General features: G+C 63.8%; 22 protein-coding genes. 16 read left to right on the top strand and 6 right to left on the bottom strand.

Going from position 1 to position 25,402, the window contains the following annotated elements; translation table 11 throughout:
* Positions 1-14: 14 nt before the first annotated feature.
* A complete protein-coding gene (locus tag C1H84_RS01195; RefSeq protein WP_113606333.1) occupies positions 15-650 on the top strand; it encodes a pentapeptide repeat-containing protein in 636 nt (211 codons plus the stop codon).
* Here the strand turns inward: C1H84_RS01195 and C1H84_RS01190 are convergent.
* A complete protein-coding gene (locus C1H84_RS01190) occupies positions 634-1,587 on the bottom strand; it encodes a LysR family transcriptional regulator (RefSeq protein WP_053798226.1) in 954 nt (317 codons plus the stop codon). The genes C1H84_RS01195 and C1H84_RS01190 overlap by 17 nt on opposite strands.
* A 78-nt stretch (positions 1,588-1,665) precedes the next feature.
* Between C1H84_RS01190 and C1H84_RS01185 the strand changes: the two genes are divergently transcribed.
* Together C1H84_RS01185 and C1H84_RS01180 are read left to right on the top strand one after the other, a co-directional pair.
* Positions 1,666-3,393, top strand: coding sequence for an L-aspartate oxidase (locus C1H84_RS01185; protein ID WP_113606546.1), 1,728 nt, complete (start codon positions 1,666-1,668; stop codon positions 3,391-3,393).
* 118 nt (positions 3,394-3,511) lie between these two features.
* Positions 3,512-4,144 carry an AmiS/UreI family transporter gene (locus tag C1H84_RS01180; protein WP_113606332.1) on the top strand — a complete coding sequence of 211 codons (633 nt, stop codon included), beginning with the start codon at positions 3,512-3,514 and terminating at the stop codon, positions 4,142-4,144.
* Positions 4,145-4,159: 15 nt separating this feature from the next.
* On the opposite strand, the gene C1H84_RS01175 is transcribed toward C1H84_RS01180, so the two are convergent.
* A complete protein-coding gene (locus C1H84_RS01175) occupies positions 4,160-5,842 on the bottom strand; it encodes an ABC-F family ATP-binding cassette domain-containing protein (RefSeq protein ID WP_047119256.1) in 1,683 nt (560 codons plus the stop codon).
* 69 nt (positions 5,843-5,911) lie between these two features.
* Here C1H84_RS01175 and C1H84_RS01170 point away from each other — a divergent pair, with 69 nt between their 5' ends.
* The 3 genes from C1H84_RS01170 (at position 5,912) to C1H84_RS01160 (ending at position 10,012) form a co-directional block, all read left to right on the top strand.
* A complete protein-coding gene (locus C1H84_RS01170; protein WP_146955803.1) occupies positions 5,912-6,814 on the top strand; it encodes a DcrB/PsbP domain-containing protein in 903 nt (300 codons plus the stop codon).
* A 155-nt stretch (positions 6,815-6,969) separates the two neighbouring features.
* A complete protein-coding gene (locus tag C1H84_RS01165) occupies positions 6,970-9,558 on the top strand; it encodes an esterase-like activity of phytase family protein (RefSeq protein ID WP_113606330.1) in 2,589 nt (862 codons plus the stop codon).
* A 205-nt stretch (positions 9,559-9,763) separates the two neighbouring features.
* Entirely contained in the window at positions 9,764-10,012 is a 249-nt protein-coding gene (locus C1H84_RS01160; protein ID WP_113606329.1) for a hypothetical protein, read from the top strand.
* On the opposite strand, the gene C1H84_RS01155 is transcribed toward C1H84_RS01160, so the two are convergent.
* The 3 genes from C1H84_RS01155 to C1H84_RS01145 all read right to left on the bottom strand — a co-directional run bounded on the left by C1H84_RS01155 (position 10,009) and on the right by C1H84_RS01145 (position 12,363).
* The gene (locus C1H84_RS01155) at positions 10,009-10,860 is read right to left on the bottom strand and encodes a 3-hydroxyacyl-CoA dehydrogenase (protein ID WP_053798220.1); all 852 of its coding nucleotides are present in this window, start codon (positions 10,858-10,860) and stop codon (positions 10,009-10,011) included. The two genes, C1H84_RS01160 and C1H84_RS01155, sit on opposite strands and share 4 nt — an antisense overlap.
* Before the next feature lie 224 nt (positions 10,861-11,084).
* Positions 11,085-11,426, bottom strand: coding sequence for a hypothetical protein (locus C1H84_RS01150; RefSeq protein WP_047119251.1), 342 nt, complete (start codon positions 11,424-11,426; stop codon positions 11,085-11,087).
* A 136-nt stretch (positions 11,427-11,562) separates the two neighbouring features.
* Positions 11,563-12,363 (bottom strand): hypothetical protein, encoded by an 801-nt coding sequence (locus C1H84_RS01145; protein WP_146955800.1) that lies wholly within the window; start codon positions 12,361-12,363, stop codon positions 11,563-11,565.
* A 128-nt stretch (positions 12,364-12,491) separates the two neighbouring features.
* Here C1H84_RS01145 and C1H84_RS01140 point away from each other — a divergent pair, with 128 nt between their 5' ends.
* Entirely contained in the window at positions 12,492-13,562 is a 1,071-nt protein-coding gene (locus C1H84_RS01140; protein WP_047119249.1) for a PLP-dependent cysteine synthase family protein, read from the top strand.
* On the opposite strand, the gene C1H84_RS01135 is transcribed toward C1H84_RS01140, so the two are convergent.
* Entirely contained in the window at positions 13,559-13,942 is a 384-nt protein-coding gene (locus C1H84_RS01135) for a cupin domain-containing protein (RefSeq protein WP_047119248.1), read from the bottom strand. The genes C1H84_RS01140 and C1H84_RS01135 overlap by 4 nt on opposite strands.
* Before the next feature lie 100 nt (positions 13,943-14,042).
* On the opposite strand from C1H84_RS01135, the gene C1H84_RS01130 reads away from it, so the two are divergent.
* From C1H84_RS01130 to C1H84_RS01090, 9 genes are all read left to right on the top strand, one after another.
* Positions 14,043-14,804: a YggS family pyridoxal phosphate-dependent enzyme gene (locus C1H84_RS01130; protein WP_047119247.1), complete on the top strand. Its 762-nt coding sequence runs from the start codon at positions 14,043-14,045 to the stop codon at positions 14,802-14,804.
* Between the two features lie 119 nt (positions 14,805-14,923).
* The gene (gene poxB / locus C1H84_RS01125; RefSeq protein ID WP_113606328.1) at positions 14,924-16,648 is read left to right on the top strand and encodes a ubiquinone-dependent pyruvate dehydrogenase; all 1,725 of its coding nucleotides are present in this window, start codon (positions 14,924-14,926) and stop codon (positions 16,646-16,648) included.
* Positions 16,649-16,733: 85 nt separating this feature from the next.
* Positions 16,734-17,531: a YggS family pyridoxal phosphate-dependent enzyme gene (locus C1H84_RS01120; RefSeq protein ID WP_113606327.1), complete on the top strand. Its 798-nt coding sequence runs from the start codon at positions 16,734-16,736 to the stop codon at positions 17,529-17,531.
* A gap of 472 nt (positions 17,532-18,003) precedes the next feature.
* A complete protein-coding gene (gene nrdH, locus C1H84_RS01115) occupies positions 18,004-18,234 on the top strand; it encodes a glutaredoxin-like protein NrdH (protein WP_047119244.1) in 231 nt (76 codons plus the stop codon).
* 58 nt (positions 18,235-18,292) lie between these two features.
* Positions 18,293-18,778, top strand: coding sequence for a class Ib ribonucleoside-diphosphate reductase assembly flavoprotein NrdI (nrdI, locus tag C1H84_RS01110; protein WP_047119243.1), 486 nt, complete (start codon positions 18,293-18,295; stop codon positions 18,776-18,778).
* Entirely contained in the window at positions 18,775-20,913 is a 2,139-nt protein-coding gene (nrdE, locus tag C1H84_RS01105) for a class 1b ribonucleoside-diphosphate reductase subunit alpha (RefSeq protein ID WP_113606326.1), read from the top strand. Before nrdI ends, nrdE begins: the two co-directional genes overlap by 4 nt.
* A gap of 248 nt (positions 20,914-21,161) precedes the next feature.
* Positions 21,162-22,136 (top strand): class 1b ribonucleoside-diphosphate reductase subunit beta, encoded by a 975-nt coding sequence (gene nrdF / locus C1H84_RS01100; RefSeq protein WP_047119241.1) that lies wholly within the window; start codon positions 21,162-21,164, stop codon positions 22,134-22,136.
* A gap of 190 nt (positions 22,137-22,326) precedes the next feature.
* Positions 22,327-24,717 carry a PEP/pyruvate-binding domain-containing protein gene (locus tag C1H84_RS01095; protein WP_113606325.1) on the top strand — a complete coding sequence of 797 codons (2,391 nt, stop codon included), beginning with the start codon at positions 22,327-22,329 and terminating at the stop codon, positions 24,715-24,717.
* Complete coding sequence (locus C1H84_RS01090; RefSeq protein WP_181728004.1) at positions 24,710-25,315, top strand: TetR/AcrR family transcriptional regulator; 606 nt, start codon at positions 24,710-24,712, stop codon at positions 25,313-25,315. Before C1H84_RS01095 ends, C1H84_RS01090 begins: the two co-directional genes overlap by 8 nt.
* The last annotated feature ends 87 nt before the right edge of the window (positions 25,316-25,402 follow it).

Here is a 25,402-nt window from a genome sequence, read left to right as displayed (position 1 = left end):
ACGTCAGGAGCACCATGCCAGCCCCCAAGATCCGTCCGTTCATCCTGCCCGAGCTGGCCGAGGGCTACGCGGGGGATCTGGACGCCGGAGGCTACCTCGACCAGCTGCGCTTTGCCGGGCTGGACGGGGAGATCGCGGCCGACGACGTGCGGTTCGAGCAGTGCGAATTCTCCGGACTGAACGCCGACCGCTTCTCGCTGTGCAATGCCCGGGTGTTGCAGAGCGAGCTGAACCAGGTCTCCGCTCCGGTGCTGGCCGCCGCCGGCGTGCGCCTGGACGAGGTGCGCATCTCGCACAGCCGCTTTGGCTCGGCCGACCTGGCCGAGTCCAGCGTCGACTCGCTGCTGGTGGAGAACTGCAAGTTTGGCTGGCTGAACCTGCGCGGCGCCACGCTGCGCGATGTGGAGTTCCGCGATTGCCAGTTCGACGAACTGGATTTGGGCACCCTGCAACGGGTGCGCTTCACCAGTTCGCGGACCAAGGTGCTGGCGGCCCATCAGGCGAAGCTGAGTTCGGTGGACCTGACTGGCCTTGAATTCGATATGGTCGACGGGGTGACCGGGCTGCGCGGCGCGCAGGTCACGCAGCTGCAGCTCATGTCGCTGGCGCCGCAGCTGGCCGACCATCTGGGTATCAAGATCGCAGGCTGATCTGCGGGTGGCGCTGGGCCAACTGGCCCGCGGTCTGCAACAGCAGCTCGCGCATCGCGATGGCCGCCGCCCCGGGAGGGGTGTCGCGGCGATGCGCCAGCCCGATGGTGCGTTCAAGGTTCGGCTGGGCAAGATCCGTGTCCTTGCGCGGAGTGCTGCGCAGCGCCCTGCCGTGCAGCTGGCTCCGTCCGACCAGGGCCGTGGCCGGCACGATGGCCACGCCCAGTCCGACCTGGACGAAGCGCAGCACTGCGTCCATTTCACCGCCGTCAATGACCACGTTGGGGCTCAGCCCCAGCGTGCGGTACGCGCTCTGCGTCGCCGCCCGCAAGTCGTAGCTGGGGGAGAAGGCGATCTGCGGCACCATTGCCAGGTCCCGCAATTCCACCGGGCCCTGGCCCAGTCGAGGATGCTGCATCGAATCGGCCACCACCAGCTGCTCCACCAGCACTTCGGTGTGCGCCAGGCTTGGCTCGGTCACCGCGTGCTCGCTGGTGACGATCAGCGCCAAGTCGAGCTGGCCGCCGGTGAGCTGCTCCAGCAGCGTCCGGGAACCTGCCTCGGAGATCTGCAACTCGATGCCGGGATACGTCGCGCGATAGGTTTCCAGCACCTCGGCCACCAGCGACACGCATAGCGTCGGCGGCGCGCCCAAGCGCACCCGGCCGCGGCGCAATCCGGCCAGTTCGGCCATCTCCACGCGAATCGACTCCGCATCTGCAAGCATCCGGGTAGCCAGCGGAAGCAGAGCGCGCCCCGCGGCGGTCAGCGTGAGGTTGCCGCGCGTGCGGTTGACCAGCGTGGTGCCCAGATCGTGCTCCAGCGTGGAGATCTGCCGGCTCAGCGACGGCTGGGAGAGGTGCAGGGCCTCGGCCGCGCGTGTGAAGTGCCCCACGCGGGCAATGGTGGCGAACCCTCGAAGTTGCTCTAGATTCATGATGCATAGCTTACTGCTATGGAAATCATGAGGATAATTCATTGGACGTATCGTGGACCCGGGCAGATGCTGGAAAACATGAAACCAGAACAGCAGATATCCACGTCAGTCCTCGTCATCGGCACTGGAGGATCCGGCCTGCGCGCCGCGATCGAATTGGCCGAGCAGGGCGTCGACGTGCTGGCGGTAGGCAAGCGCCCGCGCCACGACGCGCACACCTCCCTGGCCGCCGGCGGCATCAACGCGGCGCTGGGCACCATGGACGAGGAAGACAGCTGGCAGCAGCACGCGGCCGACACCATCAAGGAAAGCTACTTCCTGGCCGACCCGCGCACCGTGCAGGTGGTCGCCCAGGGCGCCGCCCGCGGCATCGAGGACCTTGAACGCTACGGGATGAACTTCGCCCGCGAGGTGGACGGCCGCATCTCGCAGCGCTTCTTCGGCGCCCACACCTTCCGCCGTACCGCCTTCGCCGGGGACTACACCGGCCTGGAGATCCAGCGCACGCTGATCAAGCGGGCCGAGCAGCTGCAGGTGCCGATCCTCGACACCGTGTACATCACCGAGCTGCTCACCGCCGAAGGGCAGATCTTCGGCGCCTACGGCTTCGACGTGAACCACGGCACCGGCTATCTCATCCACGCCGATGCGGTGATCCTGGCCGCTGGCGGGCACAACCGCATCTGGCGCCGCAGCAGCTCGCGCCGCGACGAGAACACCGGCGACTCGTTCCGCCTGGCCGTCCAGGCCGGCGCCCGGCTGCGCGACCCCGAGCTGGTGCAGTTCCACCCCTCGGGCATCATCGAACCGGAAAGCGACGCCGGAACCCTGGTCTCCGAGGCCGCGCGCGGCGAAGGCGGCATCCTGACCAATGCGCTGGGCGAACGCTTCATGGCCCGCTACGACGCCAAGCGCATGGAGCTGTCCACCCGCGACCGGGTCGCGCTGGCCGCCTACACCGAGATCCGCGAAGGACGCGGCACCGAGAACGGCGGGGTGTGGCTGGACGTCTCGCACCTTGACCGCGAGGTCATCATGAAGCGCCTGCCGCGGGTCTACCAGACCATGATGGAACTGCAGATGCTGGACATCACCTCGCAGAAGATGGAGATCGCACCGACCGCGCACTACTCCATGGGCGGGGTCTGGGTGGACCCGCTGACCCATGCCACCGAGGTTCCCGGGCTCTACGCCATCGGCGAGGCCTCCTCCGGGCTGCACGGGGCCAACCGGCTGGGCGGCAACTCGCTGATCGAGCTGCTGGTCTTCGGGCGCATCGTGGGCCAGCACGCGGCGCAGTACTCCGCGTCGCTGGCTTCCCAGCCGCGCTCGGCCCAGGCCATCGCCGCCGCCCGCGCCCACATCGCCGAGCTGCTCGGATCCCGCGGCCAGGAAAACGTGCGCAGCCTGCAGCGCGCCATCCGCGACCTGATGACCGAGCACGCCGGGGTGGTGCGCGACGAGGCCGGGCTGCTGGAAGGCTTGGCGAAGCTTCAGGCCATCGAGCAGCGCATGGCCAACGTGGGAATCCACCCGGACATCGCCGGCTACCAGGACCTGGCCCACGCCTTCGACCTGCAGTCCTCGGCGCTGGCCGCCCGCGCCACGCTGGAAGCAGCGCTGGAACGCCGCGAAACCCGCGGCTGCCACAACCGCAGCGACTACCCGGCCATGGATCCGGCGCTGCAGGTGAACCTGGTCTGGTCGCCGAGCACCGGGATCACCCGCGAACCGATTCCCGAAGTTCCGGCGCAGATCGCGGAACTGATCACCGAGGTGTCCCAGGAAGGCAAACTCGTGGAGTAACGATTCGGCGCGGACTTGCCACCCGGGCATCGGTATCTGAAACTGTGGTTAGCGGCAGGACGCGGGTCCCGATGCCCGGATCCGCATCCGGGTGCGCCGCGTGCGAGTGGAGGAACCCATGGTCCATGTCGGGCTGGTTTTTGTAGGCCTCATCCTGTTTGTCAACGGGCTGGTTTCACTGGGCCGGATTCCGGCGCGGTCGGCCGCTGTGCTGAACCTGCTGGTCGGTGGGGTGCAGATCCTGCTGCCCACGCTGATCATGGTGCAGGCCGAGGGCGATCACGTGCTGATCAACGATACGTGGCCCAGCTACTTGTTCGGCATGACCTACCTGCTGGTAGGGCTGAATACGCTCTTGGGCTTCGATGCAACAGCCTTCGGCTGGTTCAGCAGCTTCGTGGCGGGCATTGCCATCTACAAGGCGCTCATGTCCCTGGACTTCGACCCGGTTTTCGCGGTCATTTGGCTTGCCTGGGCGATCATGTGGCTGTGCCTGTTCCTGCAGCACGCGCTGGGCGTGAGCAGGCTGGGGCGCATCGACCTGCAACGTTTCGCCGGATGGCTGCTGGTTAGCGCCGGCATCCCGTCGAGTACGGTGCCGGCGCTGTTCGCGCAAAACGGGTTGTGGAGTACCAGCGGCGCCGCGGGCCTCGGTGCGCTCCTCGCCCTGGCCGCGGCCCTGTGCTTCAGCGCGTGGCAGGGGAGCAGGATGCCCAAGCCCGCGGCCAGCACCGGGCACCTCGCCGCGTAGCATCCACTGTCGGGTTTAGCGTTCGCGCTGCACCCGGGTCTCGTCCCACACCGGGGTGTCGGATTCGTAGACCTTGCCGTCCGAGCCGAAGACCAGAAAGCGGTCGAAGCCGCGGGCGAACCAGCGGTCGTGGGTGACTGCCAGCACCGTGCCCTCGAACGCGTCGATGGCGCGCTCCAGCGCCTCGCCCGAATGCAGGTCGAGGTTGTCGGTGGGCTCGTCAAGCAGCAGCAGGGTTGCGCCGGAGAGCTGCAGCAGCAGGATCTGGAAGCGCGCCTGCTGCCCGCCGGAGAGCGAATCGAACTTCTGCTCCGACTGGCCTGCCAGCCCGTAGCTGTCCAGCGCGCCGGCGGCCGCCTCGCGCGGCAGGCCGGAGCGGTGCTCGTCGCCGCGGTGCAGGATGTCCAGCAGGGTGCGGCCGAACAGATCCGGGCGCGAGTGCGTCTGGGCGAAGTAGCCCGGACGGATGCGCGCGCCGAGTTTCACCGTGCCGGCATGCTGCACCGGCTCGATCACCACGTCGGACACCGGCAGGTGCTCGCGCTCCGGATCCGTGCCGCCGGAGGCCAGCAGGCGCAGGAAGTGCGACTTGCCCGAGCCGTTGGAGCCGAGCACGCCCACGCGGTCCCCGAACCAGATCTCCGCGTCGAAGGGCTTCATCAGGTTGGTCAGTTCAAGCTTTTCGGCGACCACCGCGCGCTTGGCGGTGCGCCCGCCCTTCAGGCGCATGTTCACGTTCTGCTCCAGCGGGATGGCCTGCGGCGGGCCGGCCTCCAGGAACTTTTCCAGCCGGGTGGTCGCGGCCTGGTAGCGGTTGGCCATGTCGGAGCGGAACGCTGCCTTGGTCTTGTACATGTTCACCAGCTCTTTGAGCTTGGCGTGCTCCTCGTCCCAGCGCTTGCGCAGCTCCTCGAAGCGTTCGTTGCGCTCCTTGCGGGCTTGAACGTAGGAGCCGAATGCGCCGCCGTGCACCCAGGCGGTGGCGCCGCCGTGGCCCGGTTCCAGGGTCACGATGCGGGTAGCGGCATTGTTCAGCAGCTCGCGGTCGTGGCTGATGAACAGCACGGTCTTGTTGGAGCGGGACATGGTGTCCTCGAGCCAGCGCTTGCCCGGCACGTCCAGGTAGTTGTCCGGCTCGTCGAGCAGCAGCAGTTCGTCGTTGCCCTCGAAGAGCGCTTCGAGGACCAGGCGCTTCTGCTCGCCGCCGGAGAGCGTGCGGGCCAGCCGGTCGCCGGCCTTGTCGAACCCGATGCCCAGGGCCGCCATGCAGACCTTGTCCCAGGTGGTTTCCAGTTCGTAGCCGCCGGCGTCGCCCCATTCGATGATCGCTTCGGCGTAGCGCATATGGACTTTCTCGTCCTCGCTGGTGAGCATCTTCGCCTCGTACTCGGCGACCTTTGCGGCGGCCTGGGCCAGGGCCGGGGCGGCGGTGGACAGCAGCAGGTCCTTCACCGTGGACTCGTCGCGCACCTGCCCGACGAACTGGCGCATGATGCCCAGGGTGCCGGTGCGGTTGATGGAGCCTTCGTCGGCTTTCAGGTCGCCCGCGATGATCTTGAACAGGGTTGTCTTGCCGGTGCCGTTGGGTCCGATCAGCGCGGTCTTGGAGCCGGCGGTGACCTTGAAGGTCACCCCGCCCAGCAGCTGGGTGCCGTCGGAAAGGAAATACTGGATGTCTGTCACGTCAATATGAGCCACCTGGCAATCCTATCGGGCTTTGGCCGGTTCGTTCCGTCGCCGGCGCGTGCGTTCGGCTACGGTGGTGCCATGCAGATCGAGTTGGAAATCCACGGGGCGCTTCACGCCTGCTGCCACCCGGGCTTCGAGGTGGGCCAGCAGGTGCAGTGGGAGATCGCCCGGCTGCGCCATCCGGATGGCACCGTGGTCTACGAACTGAACGACCATGACGTGCTCAGTGATTCCGGCGTGCCGGTCGCGGCGGTTCACGGCACGGTGAAGGAGATCCACTACATCGACCGCCGCTACGAGCCGGCCATCGGCGATCCGGTCCAGCTGCTGCCGACCGGGGAGCCTGCCCGGATCACCCCGACCACCAGCGTTCCGGCGGGCACTGACTTCGACCACGACCTGATCCATGTCACCCTGAAGCTGCAGGACCCCGGGCAGATGCCGGAGATCTGCGACTGGGATCCGCAATTGGAATGCCCAGCGGAGCCGGGAGCGCGCGAAGGCGTCGCCCGTGCGCAATTCGAGCTCAGTGACGCAGCCGTCCAATTGCGTGAACTCGCGGAGGAACTGGCCCAGCGCTACGGCCACCTGGCCGACGCGTGGATCGACGCCACGGGTCTGGCCTCGTTGCTGCCCCGGGCCCGGGGAGCCGCCGAAGTGCACTGGCGACTGGATTTCACCGACGTCCCGGCGCAGCTGGTGATGGAGATTGCAGGTGTCGAATTCACCTTCCTGCCGGATACAGCGTCCATCAGGCAGGTGGAGCGGATCGTGGAGGCGGTCGCCGCCGGACGGCTCCGCGAGGAGCAGCGGGCAAAGGGCGCCTCCCTGGTCCTTGAAATGAGCATCGAACTGGCCGACGGCACCACGATCACCCAGCGGGACACGGTGCAGGGTATTGCTGGGCAGGATTCCTTTTCGATCATCGGTCCCCTCGGAGACCGGTTGGCTCGAACCGGCGCATTCAAGGCCTGGGCTTAGCGGCTGCCTGTCTGCTGGAGTGTGGGCCCATCGAAAATGACGACGAGTGGACTACTACGCGTCGCCCGGTGTTCACCTGCCGGTCGGAAAGGATTGCGACTCTTGGGGGGCCATCTTGAGCAAACACCAAGCTATTTTTTGGGGGGACTACCCACGTGAATCGAACCGCAAAGAGGTCAGCAGGCATTATTGCCGCGCTGGCATTGGGGGCCGGCGGTCTGGTGCCGCTGACACTGTCCGCAGCCGCCAGCGCGGACACCGGAAGCTATTTTGAACGCACCGCCACCTACCCGGTTTACCAGAACCACCCCGAGGGGGCCGCGGCTGAGACCGCCGCGGAAATCTCCACTGTCTCAGCCGACGGACAGACGCTGATCTATACCGATGCCTTGTCCCGCATGATCGGCTTCGTCGACATCTCGGACGCCTCGAATCCAGCGGGCTTGGGAACCCTGCCGCTGCACCAGCTGGGTAGCGCCGAGGACGAGCCGACCAGCGTCGCCGCCTACGGCGAGTACGTGTTCGTGGTCGTCAACAACTCCAAGAGCTACATCGACCCGTCGGGCCGCGTGGACGTGGTGCACATCGCGGATCGCAAACTGGTGCACAGCATCGAGCTGTCCGGGCAGCCCGACTCCATCGCCCTGTCCGCCGACGGATCCTACGCGGCGATCGCCATCGAGAATGAACGCGATGAAGATGCCGGGGACGGTGGACTGCCGCAGACTCCGGCCGGTTCGGTGGCCATCCTCGATCTGCTGGGCGGCGCCCCGGACGAATGGACGCTTCGCGAAGTGCCGCTGGCCGGCGGCACCCGTGAAAAGCCGGTAGCCCTCGACCAGCTTGCCCAGGCCGGACTTGATACCCCGCAAGATCCGGAACCCGAATATGTCACTATCAATGACCGCAACCAGGTGGCGGTAACCCTCCAGGAAAACAATGGCATTGTCCTCATCGACCTGCCGAGCGGAAAGATTACCAAGGCGTTCAGCGCCGGATCCGTGGATCTGGCCGGCATCGACACGCAAGACGACGGAAAACTCGACCCCAGCGGTTCGCTTCAGGGAGTTCCCCGCGAACCGGATGCCATCGGATGGATCCAGGACCGCTACCTTGCGACCGCCAATGAGGGGGATTGGAAGGGTGGCAGCCGCGGCTTCACCATTTTCGATTCCCTCACCGGCGAACCGGTGTGGGACGCCGGAAACCGTTTTGAGCGCCTTGCGCTGTCCCAGGGGTTGTTCCCCGAAGGCCGCGCAGGCAAGAAGGGCACCGAGCCCGAAGGCCTGGCCGTGCATGAGTACCGGGGTGTCGAGTACGCCTTCGTCGCCTCCGAACGCGGAAATTTCGTGGCGGTCTACGACCTGAGCGACCCGCGCGAGCCGAAATACCTACAGACGCTGCCCACCACCAATGGTCCCGAAGGGATCCTTCCGATCCCGGGGCGCGACCTGCTCGCCGTCTCCTCGGAAACCGACGAGGCCGACGAGGGTGTGCGTTCGGCGCTGACCCTGTTCAGTTTCGGTGCCGCCACGCCGCAGTTCCCGCAGCTGTCTTCCGATCCGTCCGCTCCGGTGCCCTTCGGAGCGCTCAGCGGGCTGAGCGCCGACCCGGAGGCTGCGCACCAGATTTTCGCGGTCAGTGACAATGCCTACGAACCGCTGATCTACACCATCGATGCCGGCCAGGGGCTGGTCACGGACTCCCTGCCGGTGACCGAGGACGGCGCCCCGGCGAAATTGGACCTGGAAGGCATCTCCGCCCGTGCAGGGGGCGGCTTCTGGGCGGCCAGCGAGGGAGCCGAGGGCGCGGGCAACACGCTGGTGCGCATCGATGTCGACGGCGCGGTCGCCGAGCGGGTGCAGCTGCCGCAGGACATTGTCGGGACGTTGAAGGGCCAGGGGCTGGAAGGAGTTGCGGCCTTCGGCGCGGGGGAGGAAGAAGAAGTGGTCTTCGCCCTGCAGCGCGAGGTGGGGGGCGAGGACTTCGTCCGCATCGGGCGCTACCTCCCAGCCAGCGGCGAATTCTCCTGGTATGGCTACCAGCTGGAGGATGCCGGGGACGACGGGAGCTGGAACGGTCTCTCGGAGATCACCCGGCTCTCGGACGGCAGTTTTGCGGTGATCGAGCGCGACAAGCGCATCGGCGAGAACGCCAAGCTGAAGGCCGTGTACCAGTTCGCCCTGCCCGAAGCCTCGGCCAGCGCGCCGAACGACACGGTTCCCCTGCTGGAGAAGAAGCTGGCGGTGGACGTCCTGCCGGTGCTGGAGCGGACCAACGGCCGGACCCAGGAAAAGCTTGAAGGCCTCGCTGTCGCCGGCAACGGCCAGGTCTACGTGGTGACGGATAACGACGCGGTGAAGGATGCCAGCGGAGAAACCGTCTTCGCCAGCCTCGGGGCCGAGGCCGAAGCCTTCGCCTTGGCGCCTGCGGCGAGTACCGCTCCGACCGAATCTGCGGCGCCCACCGCATCCTCGACTCCCACCGATTCGGCTGCACCGAGCACCTCGCCGTCGAGCACTCCGTCCACCAGCGAGGGCAAGGGTGACGGCTCAGCGGGCGCGCCGGACGGCGCCGAGTCCGCCGCGCCGGACGCCGGGGAAACCTCGGCCGCGGAACCAGCCACGGATGACCTGGCGCAGACAGGGGTGGGCAGCCTGTGGTTCCTGCCCCTGGGCTTGGTCCTGGCTGGGGTTGGCGTGGCCGCGGCCCTGAAGGCACGCGGCAATGCACGCGGGCACTGACAACCGAGAATAGCGGGGACCGCGGTGGCTGCCGACAGCCGCCGCGGTCCCCGCTTCATGCGTGGCATGCTTCTATACTGGCATGATGCAGATCACCGTGATCCTCGATCCTGCCGAGCAGGCCTGTTGCGGCGGGATGCTGAGCCCCGGCTAGCGCGTCGAGTGGGTGCTTGCCTACGTCACTCGCGGTGAACATCCCTATTACATGTGTGATCAGCACGAGCAGTTCGCCGTCCATGGCGCGAAGACCAGGACCGTCAGCGGTTCTGTTGCGGCGATCCGCGAGCTGGCCATCCACCCATCACGCCCCGATGACACGCCAGTGCGCCGCGTCTGGCGCTCGCTGTCCAGGCTGGCCTGCGGGGTGGACTATGACAGCGACTGCATCGAAATCGACCTGCTTCTTGATGACGGGGCGCAGCCGCCCGAACTGTTCAGCTGGCCACGCCGCTAGTTGTACTTGTAGAAGCCCTCGCCGGTCGCCGCGCCCAGCTTGCCCTTCTCGATGTACTCGCTCTTGAGCAGGGCGGCGAACTTCTTGCTTGTCTCGTCACCCATGCTGGAAATATTGTAGGCGGTGTTCAGCCCCACGATGTCGTAGATCTCGAAGGGTCCCTTCGGGGCGCCGGTGCCCAGCTTCCACGTCTTGTCGATGGTCGGAGCGTCGGCCACGCCGTTGACCAGCAGGTGGCTTGCGGCTTGGAGGAACGGGACCAGCAGGGAGTTGAGCAGGTAGCCCGGCTGCTCCTTGAGGACGCGAATCGCCACCAGACCGGTACGTTCGGCGAAGTCGACCACGGCCTCATAGGCTTCGCTGCCGGTGAGCGCGGTGCCCATGATTTCGCCGGTGTTGTTCTGCCAGACGTGGTTGGCGTAGTGCAGGGCCAGGAACTTCTCCGGGCGCCCGGTGTGCGGTGCGATGGCCGACGGGAGCAGGGTGGAGGAGTTGGTGGCGAACACGGTGCGCTCCGGCGCCACGGCAGCTAGGGCCTCGTAGGTGCCCTGTTTGATATCGAGGGATTCCGGGACGGCCTCGATGACGAAGTCTGCGTCCTTGACCGCATCGGCCAGGTCCATGGACAGTCGGATGGAATCGCGCGCTGCCTGGGCCTTGGAGCGGTCTCCTGCGTCGAAGTAGTCCGCGTAGGTCTGCACCAGTGAATCCAGGCGGTGGTTTGCCGCCTCCAGTGCCTGTTCGGTGATGTCGTATCCCACGACGGGCAGGCCGTGATAGGCGGTCTGGAAGATGATCTGCGCGCCCAGCACGCCGGTGCCCAGGACTGTGGTGTTGGTGAGGATCATGGGATTGCCCCGATTCCGCCGGCAGGAGCTGGCAATTGTTTTCGGCGCAACGGCCGCCGTGCCGCCAACCAGTAAGTTACCGATTGGTAACTTCATTGTGCGGCACCCGGTGGCCTGCTGCAACGTTCTGTGAGGCGAAGAACGAGCTGCTGGGGCCCAGACCACATGGCAGGCATGCAAAAGGGCATCCGGGTATGCCCCGGATGCCCTTCGGATCTCAAGCCTTAGGCGGTCTTCTTTTTCAGGACCACTGCGGCCACCGCGGCAACGATCAGCGAAATGATCAGGAAGTTGCGGCCCTTGTGGCTCTGCTTCGGAGCCAGCGACTTCTGCGCGCTCTTCACCGCATTCTCCACCGAGGCGCGGGTGCGCTTGGCCGCCTTGGACTTGCCCGTCACGTTCTCCACCAGATTCGCCCCGGCGTGGCTGATCGCTTCGACGTTCACGCCGGAAATCGCGTTGTTCCAGGTTTCGCGCAACTCGTCCGGCAGCTCTTCCTTGGCGGACTTGGCGAGCTTGGCCAGCGACTTCTCTACTTCTTTGAAATTCTTGGCGGTCTTCGACATAACTTCCTCTCGGTTGGCCCGCGCCCGTGGATGGGACGCCGTGCGTTCACGTCTCCAGCCTAGCCAGCACCGATAACGCGCTCAAGCACCGTTGGTTGCGCTCAGTGCGAACTCCCAGAGACTTCACGGGCGCGGCTTACGCGGCGGGCTCGCCGTCCGCAGGCTCCTGGGGATCCCGCAGCCGACGCAGCCGGGTGCGCACCGCGCTGGCAAGGCACAGCAGCAGCAACAGCGTGGCGACGCTCGCCACCCCGGCGAACAGGGGCGAGGAGGCCTGCCACGTGTAGCGGTCGATGGTGATCCAGAAAACGACCCACAGGGCCCCGGCGTTCATGTAGAGCCCGATGGGTTTCTTGAAGGTCAGCGCGCACAGGGCAAGGCTGACCAGCAGCAGCACCAGGGCCGCGATTCCCTTGAACATCAGCCGGTTCGAATCCACTCCCAGGGCCGCCAGCCAAGCCGCCGCCTCGCCGAGCACGATGATGACCAGCCATCCGGTGAACAAGCCGAAGCTGGACCGGGTGATCCAGCGGTCCATGTTGTTGCGCAGCGTGGTGCGGTCGATCATCAAGGCGATCCGGGTCAGCACCAGGAGCATGAGCAGCGCGAACAGCAGGCTGAAGCCCATCCGGTCGCGCTGCAGCAATTGCAGCCACAGGGCATTAAGCAGGACCAGCGCGAGTACCCAGGGGCGCAGCTTGCCGTGCAGGTCCGTGTGCCTGGCGGTGGGCATGCATTGCCACACCGCATAGATGCCCAGGCCAGCCATCAGGGCGAACCAGGGCAGCTGGGCCACCAGCGGAACCGCCATCACCGTGGCGTCGGCTTCCAACCAGCCGCCGGCGATCTGGCCCAGATGCGAGCCGCGGATCGCTCCGGTGCCGAACACCGCCCAGTTCAAGGCCGCGAAAACGACCAGTGCGTAACAGATAGACACTAGTGGTGTCGCATTTTGACGGGCCTTGGCCATGGCATCCCTTATCCGATACTTCGTCTCGAGTCTGAAACTACCACGGCTGTGCGGAGATTGCCTGATGGCGCGACAGGTGGCGATAAGCTGGTTTGATGACGCAATCAACCCAGTGGGTCCGCGAGGCCATCTCCCTGCTTGACGCCGATGCAAACCGCAGCGCCGATACGCATCTGCACCGCTTCGAACTGCCCAAGCAATGGGGGATCGAGCTGTACCTGAAGGACGAATCGGTGCACCCCACTGGATCGCTCAAGCACCGTCTGGCGCGGTCGCTGATCCTCTACGGCCTGGTGAACGGCAAGATCCAGGAGGGCACCACGCTGGTGGAGGCCTCCAGCGGCTCCACCGCAGTCTCCGAAGCGTACTTCGCCCGCATGCTGGGACTTGAATTCATCGCCGTGGTCCCTAAGTCCACGAGCACCGAGAAGATCGAGCTCATCGAGTTCTACGGCGGGCGCTGCCACCTGGTGGACCAGGCCGGGCAGGTCGACGCGGCGGCCCGCGAGCTGGCCGCCGGCCCCGGCGGCTACTACCTGGACCAGTTCACCTTCGCCGAGCGGGCCACCGACTGGCGCGGCAACAACAACATCGCCGAATCGGTGTTCGCGCAGATGAGCGCCGAGCGCTACCCGATCCCGAGCTGGATCGTGGTGGGTGCCGGCACCGGCGGCACCAGCGCGACCTTCGGGCGCTTCGTGCGCTACAAGCGCCACGACACGAAGGTCGCCGTGGCGGACCCCGAAGGCTCCTCCTTCTACGAGGGCTGGCGCACCGGGAACATGGGCTACTCCACCGGCGTGGGCTCGCGGATCGAGGGCATCGGACGCCCGAGCGTCGAGCCGTCCTTCGTGCCCGGGGTCATCGACGAGATGATCCAGGTCCCCGACGCCGGCTCGCTGGCCGCCATGCGCCTGCTGCGGGCCAAGACCCGCTATTTCGCCGGCGGCTCCACCGGCACCAACCTCTACGCCGCATTCCAGATCATCGCCGGCATGCTCCAGCGCCGTGAGCGCGGCAGCATCGTCACGCTGATCTGCGACTCCGGCGAGCGCTACGCCAACACCTATTACAACGACGACTGGCTGGCAGACCAGGGCCTTGACCTGGCCCCGCACACCGCGGTACTGGAGCGCTTCCTGGCCGAGGGGATCTGGGAGGACTAGGTCTCGCTGGGCCGGTGCGCGGGCATCAGCCCGGCGGTCTTCTTGCGCTGGTGCACAGAGAAGTAGGACAGCCCCTGCTCGCCGGCGACGAAGTGTCGCCGGGCCCTGGCCGGCAGGTAGATGATGTCCCCGGCACCCAGCTGCACGGTGGTTCCCTCGCCGTGCAGCAGGCCGGAGCCGGCGACCACGTGCAGCAGCACGTCCAGCTCCGGGCCCACGTGCTCGCCGATCTCGGCTCCCGGTGCCAGCGCGATCACGTTCGCGTCCAGGTCCCGCCGGCCCGGTTCAAGTTTCCACAGCGCCCCGTTGCGGCCGTCCGCCTGGGCGGCGAGGTCTGCGGTGTTGGCCATGCGGCGCGGGACCGGGGGCATGCTGGTCATCGGGAGCTCCTGTTCAGCGCCGGAATTCGGGCCGGTGCGCGGATGTCTTCTGTGCACCCAGCATAACCGCGCACCGTGGACGCGGTCGTAGGATGGAATCATGAGTGAACACCCCTCCGCAGCAGCCCACGCCCAGACCCAGGCGGACTTCGCCGCGAACCTCGCCTCGGTGCGGGAGCGGATCGCCCGCGCGGAAGCATCCGCGGGCCGCGCGCCGGGCAGCGTGCGCCTGCTGCCGGTCACCAAGACCGTGCCCTCCGAGCGGCTGCGCCTGGCGATCGCCGCCGGGGTGGACTGGCTGGGGGAGAACAAGGTGCAGGAAGCGCTGCAGAAATCCGAGGAGCTGGCGGACCTGCCGCAGCTGAAGTACTCGGTGATCGGGCACCTGCAGACCAACAAGTCCAAGTACGTGGCGCGCTTCGCCCACGAGTTCCAGGCGCTGGACAACCTGCGCCAGGCCGAGGCGCTGCAGCGCCGCCTGGAGCTGGAGGACCGCACCCTGGACGTATTCGTGCAGGTGAACACCTCCGGCGAGGAATCCAAGTTCGGCATGCCGCCGGAAGCGGCGCCCGGCTTCGTCAAGCAGCTGCCGGCCTTCGACCGTCTGCACGTCAAGGGCCTGATGACCCTGGCGATCTTCTCCACCGACCAGGTGGCGGTGCGCCGCTGCTTCCAGAAGCTGCGGGCCGTGCGTGACACCGTGCGCGAGGCCGACGAGCGGATCGCGGAACTGTCCATGGGCATGAGCGGCGACTTCGAGCTGGCCATCGCCGAGGGCGCCACAGTGGTGCGCGTGGGGCAGGGCATCTTCGGGGCCCGCGCGCTGCCGGACTCGCACTACTGGCCCGGATTCGCCGGCTGAGCCCCGGCCGACACGCCTGTGACCTGAGAGGCAGCGGGGTATCTGCAAAAACACTTAGCCCGCAGGGCGCTGGCGCAGTAGGGTGAAAGTGACACCGTCACTGTTCCAAAGGAGCTGTCTTGCCTACCGTTGCCGAACACCTTATCGACCAGCTCGACGCCCAGGGGGTCCGCCGGATCTACGGCATTCCCGGCGATTCGCTCAATGGCCTGACCGACGCGCTGCGGGTCAACGGCCGCATCGAATGGATCCACCACCGCCATGAGGAAGCCGCGGCGTTCGCCGCCGCGGCGGAGGCTGAAATCACCGGGGAGCTGGCCGTCTGCGCCGGATCCTGCGGGCCGGGCAACCTGCACCTGATCAACGGGCTGTACGACGCGCAGCGCTCACGGGTTCCGGTGCTGGCCATCGCCGCGCACATCCCCACCGAGGAAATCGGCTCCAACTACTTCCAGGAAACCCATCCTGTGGAAGTCTTCCGCGGCTGCTCGGTGTACGCCGAACAGGTCTCGGACCCCAAGCAGATGCCGCGCATGCTGCGCATCGCGATGCGCGAGGCCATCGAGAAACGCGGCGTGGCAGTGCTGGTGGTCTCCGGGGACGTGGCCCTGTCGAGCATGGAGCGCAGCGAAACCCACCAGATCGTGAAAACCAACCCGCGCATCCTGCCCGACGAGCAGGAGCTGGAGCGCGCCGCGGAAATCCTCGAATCCTCGCGCAAGGTCACCATCCTCGCCGGGGCCGGCACCGCCGGCGCCCACGACGAGGTCATCGCCCTGGCGGACAAGCTGGGCGCCCCGATCGTGCACGCGCTGCGCGGCAAGGAGCACATCGAATACGACAACCCCTTCGACGTTGGCATGACCGGCCTGCTCGGCTTCGCCTCGGGCGCCAAGGCCATCGCCGAATGCGAGGTGCTGCTGATGCTGGGTACCGACTTCCCGTACCAGCAGTTCTACCCGCAGCAGGCGACCATCATCCAGGTGGACATCCGCGGCGAGCAGATCGGCCGGCGCACCCGGGTGGATGTGCCCCTGGTGGGCACCGTGAAGGACACCGCGGCCGCGCTGGCGGCGCTGTTGCCGGTGCAGACGCACCGCAAGCACCTGGACACTGCGCTGGAGCACTACCGCAAGACCCGGACCAAGCTCGACGAGCTGGCTACCGGGTCCAAGCCGGGCACCGCGATCCATCCCCAGTACCTGGCCCGGCTGATCGACCAGGCGGCCGACGAGGACACGATCTTCACCGCCGACGTGGGTTCCCCGGTGATTTGGGCGGCCCGCTACCTGAGCATGACCGGCAAGCGCCGGGTGCTGGGTTCCTTCAACCACGGTTCCATGGCCAACGCGCTGTGCCACGCGCTGGGCGCCCAGGCCATCGACCGCTCCCGCCAGGTGATCGCCTTCGCCGGCGACGGCGGGCTTGCCATGATGCTCGGCGAGCTGCTCACCGCCACGCAGAACAAGCTGCCGATCAAGGTGGTGGTCTTCAACAATTCCTCGCTGAACTTCGTGGAACTTGAAATGAAGGCCGCTGGATTCGTCACCTACGCCACCGACCTGCAGAATCCCGACTTCGGCGCGCTGGCTAACGCCGCCGGGCTGAAGGGCTACCGCGTGACGGACTCCTCCCAGTTGGAGGACACCATCAAGGACTTCCTGGCCCACGACGGACCGGCGGTGCTGGACGTGGTGACCGACCGCCAGGAGATGTCCATGCCGCCGTCGATCAAGCTGGAACAGGCCAAGGGTTTCGCGCTCTACGCGATCCGCACGGTCATGTCCGGGCGCGGCGACGAGCTGCTGGATCTGGCCAAGACCAACTGGCGGCAGATGTTCTAGGAATTAATTGCCTATGCTTAATGCCGGTGCCGTGAATGCGGCGCCGGCATTTTGCATGTGAACTTCAGAAAGAGGCGTAGGCGCTTTGACTTCGCAACCTGCCGCGGCCCACGCGGCAACCACCGAGGACTTCTCCCACAACCTGGCTGCGGTGCGCGAGCGGATCGCCCGCGCGGCACGCTCGGTGGGCCGCGACCCAGAATCGGTGCGCCTGCTGCCGGTCACCAAGACCATCCCGGCCGAGCGGCTGCGCCTGGCCATTGCCGCCGGCGTGGACACGCTGGGGGAGAACAAGGTCCAGGAAGCGCAAGCCAAGCACGAGGAGTTCAAGCAGGACTACCCGCATCTGCGCTACTCGGTGATCGGTCCGCTGCAGCGCAACAAGGCGAAGTTCGTGGCGCAGTTCGCCGACGAGTTCCATGCCCTTGATTCGCTCCGGCTCGCCGAAACCCTGCAGAGCCGGCTGGAAGCCGAAGACCGCCACCTGGATGTCTTCATCCAGGTGAACACCTCCGGGGAGGAATCGAAGTCCGGCATCGAAGCGGCAGAAGCCGCGGGACTGCTGGCAGCGCTGAAGCCGCTGGACCGCCTGAAGCCCGTCGGGCTGATGACCATGGCTGCGAATACCAGCGACGAGTCCTCCATTCGCGCCAGCTTCACCCTGCTGCGCGAGACGCTCGCCGAGCTGCAGGCCGCCGGAGCCCCGGAGGGATTCACGCAGCTGTCCATGGGCATGAGCGGAGACTTCGAGATCGCCATCCAGGAAGGCGCCACCGTCGTCCGTGTGGGCCAGGGGATCTTCGGGGCCCGCCAAGTACCCCGCCTAGGCATTCCGGGACGCTTGCAAGCCCGGCAGCGGCGGTGTGGGACGTCGTCGGTGTAGCGCGCCTTTGTATCCATTCCACGGGTGTTTCCACACCCTGCCTTGAACCGTCCTAAAGTGTCGGTTTCCCGGCGGATACTACATGTAGGTACAGACACTTCAGCCATGGCACAAGTCGACGGAGGCGAAACACGCCGAGGAACTTCTCACACCAAGTATTTTTAACCCACAAGTTCGATATCCCAAGCTGTGGACAAACCAGGCTGTACCGCGAGAAATCGGGGTTTAATCAGGGGCCGGTATCCACAATTCCTGTGGACTCCCTTGTGGGGGAATCACATAGCTGTAATACATCATCTTGTGGCCGCTTGACCGGCCAGACACAAGATGTAGTATTGAATCCGATGGCGCGATAAACGCCGAAAACACCCCGAAGGTGAACTTTGGGGCATCCGAGAGGTTGGTCCGCACCACCGTGAAAACGGTGAGAAGACGGACCGAAACTAGGACTTTTTAAAGGGGATCAGGGACTATGTCCATCACGGTTTACACGAAGCCTTCCTGCGTACAGTGCAACGCCACCTACCGCGCGTTGGACAAGAAGGGTGTCGAGTACAACAAGGTCGATATCTCTCAGGATGCTAACGCCTTGGAGCACGTGCGTGGCCTTGGATACATGCAGGCACCGGTTGTCGTGACCGACAACGATCACTGGTCGGGCTTCCGCCCGGACAAGATCGCTCTGCTGGCTCCGGCAAACTAACCAGATACCGAGCCCATTCGGTACTAAATCCGCTCTTTTGTAGTGGAGGCGAAATACCATGCCACCGACAGCTCTTGCCGACAGGCAACACGCTGAGGCGCACGAACCAGTGGTGTACACCGATTCGAAGTTGATCTACTTTTCTTCGATATCGGAGTACACCCGGCGGTTCGTCGAAAAACTTCAGATGGATTCGGCCCGGATTCCGCTTTACGGGTACGAGCCGAAACTCATCACCACAGCTCCGTACGTCCTGCTGATTCCCACCTATGGGGGAGACGGCGGTAAACGATCAATCCTGCCGCAGATCATGAAATTTCTCGGGTATGAAGAGAACCGCAAGAACCTACGCGGTGTCATCGGAGCAGGGAATACAAACTTCGGCGAGTACTACTGCATTGCGGCCAAGCGAATCGCGGCCAAATGCGATGTGCCCGTGCTTTATACATTCGAACTCATGGGAACGCAGGAAGATGTTCTCAAAGTCAAAGAAGGGCTTGAAACCTTTTGGAAACCAGCGTCGCAGAAGCAGCAGGAACGATGAAGGACTCGAAAGAGCTCCCCGCGCAGTTCCAGGGGTTGAGCTACAACGACCTCAACGCCATGCTGAACCTCTACGGTCCAGACGGCAAGATCCAGTTCGAGGTGGATCGCTACGCGGCTCGCCAGTACTTCCTGGATCACGTGAACAACAACACCGTGTTCTTCCACGATCTGGATGAGAAGCTCGAATACCTGGTCAAGCACGAATACTACGAGCGTGAAACTCTCGACCAGTACTCGATGAACTTCATCCGCGACCTGTTCAAGCACGCCTTCTCCAAGAAGTTCCGTTTCGAAACCTTCCTGGGCGCCTTCAAGTTCTACACCTCGTACACCCTGAAGACTTTTGACGGCAAGCGTTACCTGGAGCGCTACGAGGACCGTGTCTGCATGGTTGCCCTGCACCTGGCTCGCGGCAACGAAGAACTGGCCACCCAGCTCGTCGACGAAATCATCGAAGGCCGTTTCCAGCCTGCTACCCCGACCTTCCTCAACGCGGGCAAGGCCCAGCGCGGCGAATTGGTCTCCTGCTTCCTGCTTCGCATTGAAGACAACATGGAGTCGATCGCCCGTGCCGTGAACTCCTCGCTGCAGCTGTCCAAGCGCGGCGGCGGCGTGGCCCTGGCCCTGACCAACCTGCGCGAGCACGGTGCACCGATCAAGCAGATCGAGAACCAGTCCTCCGGCGTCATCCCTGTCATGAAGCTTCTGGAAGATTCCTTCTCTTACGCCAACCAGCTTGGCGCACGCCAGGGTGCCGGCGCGGTCTACTTGAACGCCCACCACCCGGACATCTACCGCTTCCTCGACACCAAGCGCGAAAACGCCGACGAGAAGATCCGTATCAAGACCCTGTCGCTGGGTGTTGTCATTCCTGACGTCACCTTTGAACTCGCTCGTAAGAACGAGGACATGTATCTGTTCAGCCCGTACGACGTCGAGCGCGTCTACGGCAAGCCGTTCAGCGAAATCTCGGTCACCGAGAAGTACACCGAGATGGTCGATGATTCGCGCATCAAGAAGACCAAGATCAACGCCCGCGAGTTCTTCCAGACCCTGGCGGAGATCCAGTTCGAGTCCGGCTACCCGTACATCATGTTCGAAGACACGGTGAACAAGGCCAACCCGATCGAGGGCCGCGTCTCCATGTCGAACCTTTGCTCGGAAATCCTGCAGGTCTCCTCGCCGTCGGAATACAATGACGACCTGAGCTACAAGACCGTGGGCAAGGACATCTCCTGCAACCTGGGTTCGATGAACATCGCCAAGGCTATGGACGGCAAGAACCTGGCCAAGTCCGTGGACATTGCCATCCGCGCGCTGTCCGCAGTCTCCGACATGTCATACATCGACTCCGTTCCTTCGGTTGCGGACGGAAACCGGAAGTCGCACGCCATCGGCTTGGGTCAGATGAACCTGCACGGCTTCCTGGCTCGTGAGCGCATCTACTACGGTTCCGAAGAAGGCATCGACTTCACCAACATCTACTTCTACTCGATTCTGTTCCACGCGCTGACCGCGTCGAACAAGATCGCGATTGAACGCGGCGAGGTCTTCGACAACTTCGAGAACTCCAAGTACGCAACGGGCGAATTCTTCGACAAGTACATCGACGTGGAATGGGCTCCAGCCACCGAGCGTGTGCGCGAACTGTTCGACGGCATCCACATTCCTACCCAGGAAGACTGGATCGCGCTGAAGAAGTCGGTCATGGAACACGGCATCTATAACCAGAATCTGCAGGCCGTGCCGCCAACCGGTTCGATCTCCTACATCAACAACTCGACCTCGTCGATCCACCCTGTTGCTGCGAAGGTCGAAATCCGCAAGGAAGGCAAGATTGGCCGCGTCTACTACCCGGCCCCGTACATGACCAACGAGAACATTGAGTTCTACGAGGACGCGTACGAAATTGGCTACGAGAAGATCATCGACACCTACGCCGCTGCCACTCAGCACGTCGACCAAGGCCTGTCGCTGACCCTGTTCTTCAAGGACACCGTAACCACCCGTGACATCAACAAGGCCCAGATCTACGCATGGCGCAAGGGCATTAAGACCCTGTACTACATCCGCCTGCGTCAGCTGGCCCTTGAAGGCACCGAAGTGGAAAACTGCGTTTCCTGCATGCTGTAAAGCCTCGTGAAATGCGCTGACTAGAGTATTAGCCAGCATGAACAGCCAGTCGCTGAATCCCTACCGGATTCGGCGACTTGCTGTGCTTAAGTGCCTAGTCAGAAACGGTTTGTGATCTTTCTCTTTGAGGCGTCCCGACACAGCTCACGGGTAGGTTAAAGAGCAAACAAGGGGGTAGAGTTGATTGCGAAGTTAGAGCTGCAGGCTGAGTCGCTATGCAGCGATGCAAGTGGCTAAAAAGGGAACAAATGACCGAGAAGCTTAAGCTCGCCAACAAGGTTGAAGCGATCAACTGGAACCGTATCCAGGATGACAAGGACGTGGAGGTCTGGAACCGACTCGTCAATAACTTCTGGCTGCCGGAGAAGGTGCCGCTGTCCAACGACATCCAGTCGTGGGGGACCCTGACCGAAGACGAAAAGCTGCTGACCATGCGCGTCTTCACCGGCCTGACCCTGCTCGACACCCTGCAGGGCACCGTTGGCGCAGTGTCGCTGATCCCGGATGCGATCACCCCTCACGAAGAGGCCGTGTACACCAACATTGCCTTCATGGAGTCGGTGCATGCCAAGAGCTACTCCTCGATCTTCTCCACCCTGGCTTCCACCAAGGAAATCGACGAGGCCTTCCGCTGGTCGACCGAGAACGTGAACCTTCAGAAGAAGGCGCAGATCATCGAGAGCTACTACTACGGTGACGACCCACTCAAGCGCAAGATCGCTTCGACCCTGCTCGAATCGTTCCTGTTCTACTCCGGCTTCTACCTGCCGATGCACTGGTCCTCGCACGCCAAGCTGACCAACACCGCTGACCTGATCCGCCTGATCATCCGCGATGAAGCCGTTCACGGCTACTACATCGGCTACAAGTTCCAGAAGGGTCTTGAAGGCCTGAGCGAAGAGCGCAAGCAGGAGCTGAAGGACTACACCTTCGAGCTGTTGTTCGAGCTGTACGAGAACGAAGTTCAGTACACTCACGACCTCTACGATCCAGTGGGCCTGGCCGAGGACGTCAAGAAGTTCCTGCACTACAACGCCAACAAGGCGCTGATGAACCTGGGCTACGAGGCCATGTTCCCGTCCACCGTGACCGATGTGTCGCCAGCCATCCTGGCTGCGCTGAGCCCGAACGCCGACGAGAACCACGACTTCTTCTCCGGCTCCGGCTCCTCGTATGTCATCGGCAAGGCAGTGAATACCGAAGACGAAGACTGGGATTTCTAAGCTTTCCCCAATTCACGGATAGCTAGCCAAATCCAAAACCCGAACCCGCGTTTCGTGGGTTCGGGTTTTGTCGTCTTGTGGTCCCGAGACGCTGCATGGCTTCCCTTGTAAGTTTGCTTAGAAATTTCTGCCGACAGCTTCAGCTTAAAAAGTAGTGTACGGATCGTTCTCTAAGCCGTAGCATGGCCTCATGGAAAAACCGCAGATCCTGCCTTTGGCATTAGCTTCCCAAGACAACCTGAATGTCGTCGGAGGCAAGGCCGCAGGTTTGGGCGAACTGATCAAGCTGGGGGAAAACGTGCCTCCGGGATTTGTCGTGACGACGGATGCCTACGAAGAATTCCGGTCGGCTGGTTCCTTCACCGCGCTCAGCGGAACAAAACTGGCCGAAGTGATCGGAGCAGCTTACCGAGAACTAGGAAGCCCTTTGGTTGCCGTCCGTTCCAGCGCGACGGCAGAAGACCTTCCGGGTTCCACTTTCGCCGGACAACAGGAGACATACCTGGGCATCTCGGGCGAAAGGCAGCTGTTCCGGGCTGTTGAAGACTGTTGGGCTTCCTTGTACTCCGACCGCGCCCGAGCGTATCGAAGTGAGCGAAAGATCGATGAATCGGTGATGTCGATGGGCGTCGTGGTTCAGTCGATGGTGGATGCAGACTTCGCCGGGGTGATGTTCACCGCTGATCCGGTGACCGGGGGCAGGGACCACATCGTGGTGGAATCTAACCCGGGCTTGGGCGAAGCAGTGGTTTCGGGAATGGTGACCGCAGATCGGGCGGTCATTGATTCCAAGGGGAGGATTATCGAGCGCCGAGCCGGACTGGCGGGCACTGTCATCAAGCTGAACTCCGACGGTGGAACCAGAAATGAGACTCCCAAGGAAAACCAGCAGGTTTCCGAGGAAACGCTGCGCGAGATTGCGGAAGCCGGCGTTCGCATCCGCGAAGGCTTCGGCCGACCCATGGATATTGAATGGGCTGTAGCCAATGGCGATCTCCTGATTCTGCAGGCCAGGCCGATGACAGCCTTGCCTCCAGCCCCGCGCAATATCGGCCCGCTGGCGCGGAAAGTCGCACCGATGCTCTACGAGTTGTTGCCGCAGCGCCCCACTATATTGGAAACCGAAGCATGGATCGATGCCGGTATCGCCCCATTGGTCGCGGGTATGCTGCACGGAATCACCGGGGTTCGTGTGGACTACTCCGCATGCTTGAAGCGCGAGAACGGGGTCGTCACCGAATTCATTCCCGTCACGCCGAAACCATCAGCGGCAATTCCGCGGAAATTAGTTCAAGCCTTTACGCAGAAAGCTCCGACAGGATCCTGGCGAAAAGATCCCTTGTATGACGAGTACCTGCGCAACTGCCAACAGCTCAACGAACTCCAAGTGGCGGATCTGTCCTGGAAAGAACTGTCGGAGATTCCAAGCAGGGCCACCACCAGCATGCAACTTGTGACTGAGCTGCGAGTGAAATACCTACGCCAGGCGATCCCTGCGGGAATCAAGCTGATCCTGGTACTGGCGTTAACCGGAAAGCTGTCGCAGTTTGCGTCGCTGAGCGTGACTGCTGATACCGAGACCCACCGAATCAACGACGATCTGCAACGTATTGCTAAACTGATCGCCGAGATGCCCGGAGGCACCCAGCTTCTGCGGGATACGGAGCCAGAATCAACAATCCAGGCGCTGCGCTCGCAACCGCACATGGACGAAATCGCTGACCAGATCGATGAATTTCTTGCTCGCTACGGCCACAGGGAATCAGCCAGCTTGCTGCTGCCGCGAGCAGCGACCTGGGGCGACGACCCAACCCCGGTAATCAACCTGCTGCGCATGCTGATCGATGGAACTGGCGCAGAAGGAGCGGAAATAGACGCCTTGGAAAATCTGATATCCCACCCGCTGCTTGGCAGCCGGTGGCTGGAACCGCGAATCAGACGATGGGTCAAGGGGCTGCGTGGATTCATCTCCGTGCGCGAAGACACGCATTTCGAAATCACCCGGACCATGCCGGCAGTACGCTCCGCCATCAATGAAATGGGGCGCCGACTGCACGATGCCTCGGCCTTGGAAGACCCAGGAGATATCTGGTTCGTGAACTATGACCTCCTGCGCCGCGCGCCCGGTGCCGCTGCACTCAGCGGTGGCCAACTTGCCCAGATTGCGGCCGGCCGTCGACGGCGCCATGATGAGCTGGGCGGTGCACCGATGATTTCTCCAGCCACCCTCTACGATCTGTCACCGGTGCCAGGGGCATTACTGCACGGCACCGGTTCCGGCGGAGGCAGGGCCAGCGGAAGCGTTCGCATAATCAATTCTCCAGAAGAGTTCGAAAAGCTGCTGCCCGGAGAAGTCCTGGTCTGTCCTGCTACCAACCCGTCGTGGACTCCGTTGTTCTCCCGGGCCGCGGCGGTGGTGGTCAATCACGGTTCTGCCGTCTCCCACGCAGCTATCGTTGCCCGTGAATACCGGATCCCAGCGGTCATGGGATGCGCTAACGCCACCACCGTATTGGCCGATGGCCAGCAAATCATCGTTGACGGCGACCGTGGTCTCGTGTTGGAGCCAGAACATGGCTGACCAGAAAGATTATCGATCAGGCCCACGACGGCGCGGGGAGCAACTTGTCACTGCAATACTCGATGCCGCGGCGTTGGAGCTGGCGCAGTCCGGATTCGCCGCCCTGAGCGTTGAAGCAGTGGCACGTCGGGCCTCTGCGTCCAAGGTGTCCATCTACCGGCGGTGGCCGAACAAGATTGAATTGGTGCGGGCCGTCGCGGCGCATAAAGCCGTCATGCCGGTCCTGCCGGAACAGGCTGCAACACTTCGCCAAGACTTGCTCCTGGTGCTGCGCTCGATGGCAGCGCAGATCGACGAACCGATTGGCGAGCTGTTGCGGGGCTTGGTCATCGCGAGTTTGTCGGAACAAGCGCCGAGCATGGCAGACATGTCGTGGGGGATGGGCCCCAACATGATGCATCTGGTTGCTGAACGTGCTCAGGCGCGCGGGGAACTGGCGGAGATCCCGTCCGAACTGCTGCTTCGGGTCCCCACCGAACTGTTCAAGCAGCGTTTCATCAGTTTTGGGAAGGTTACCGACCGGTTCATTGTTGAACTAGTTGATGAGATCGCCTTACCGCTGTGGACCCTGAAACCCGGGGAGCCTCACGCGAGCTAATCGCTCAGCCATGGCGATGCACCCGAAGCTATAGAATACGGTGAACCCAGCTGGGCGACGTACCAAGGAGAAATCATTACAAAGTCA

This window comes from Glutamicibacter soli (assembly GCF_003309065.1).
In the GTDB taxonomy this organism is placed as follows: domain Bacteria; phylum Actinomycetota; class Actinomycetes; order Actinomycetales; family Micrococcaceae; genus Glutamicibacter; species Glutamicibacter soli.
This window is presented reverse-complemented; position numbering and strand designations above follow the sequence as displayed.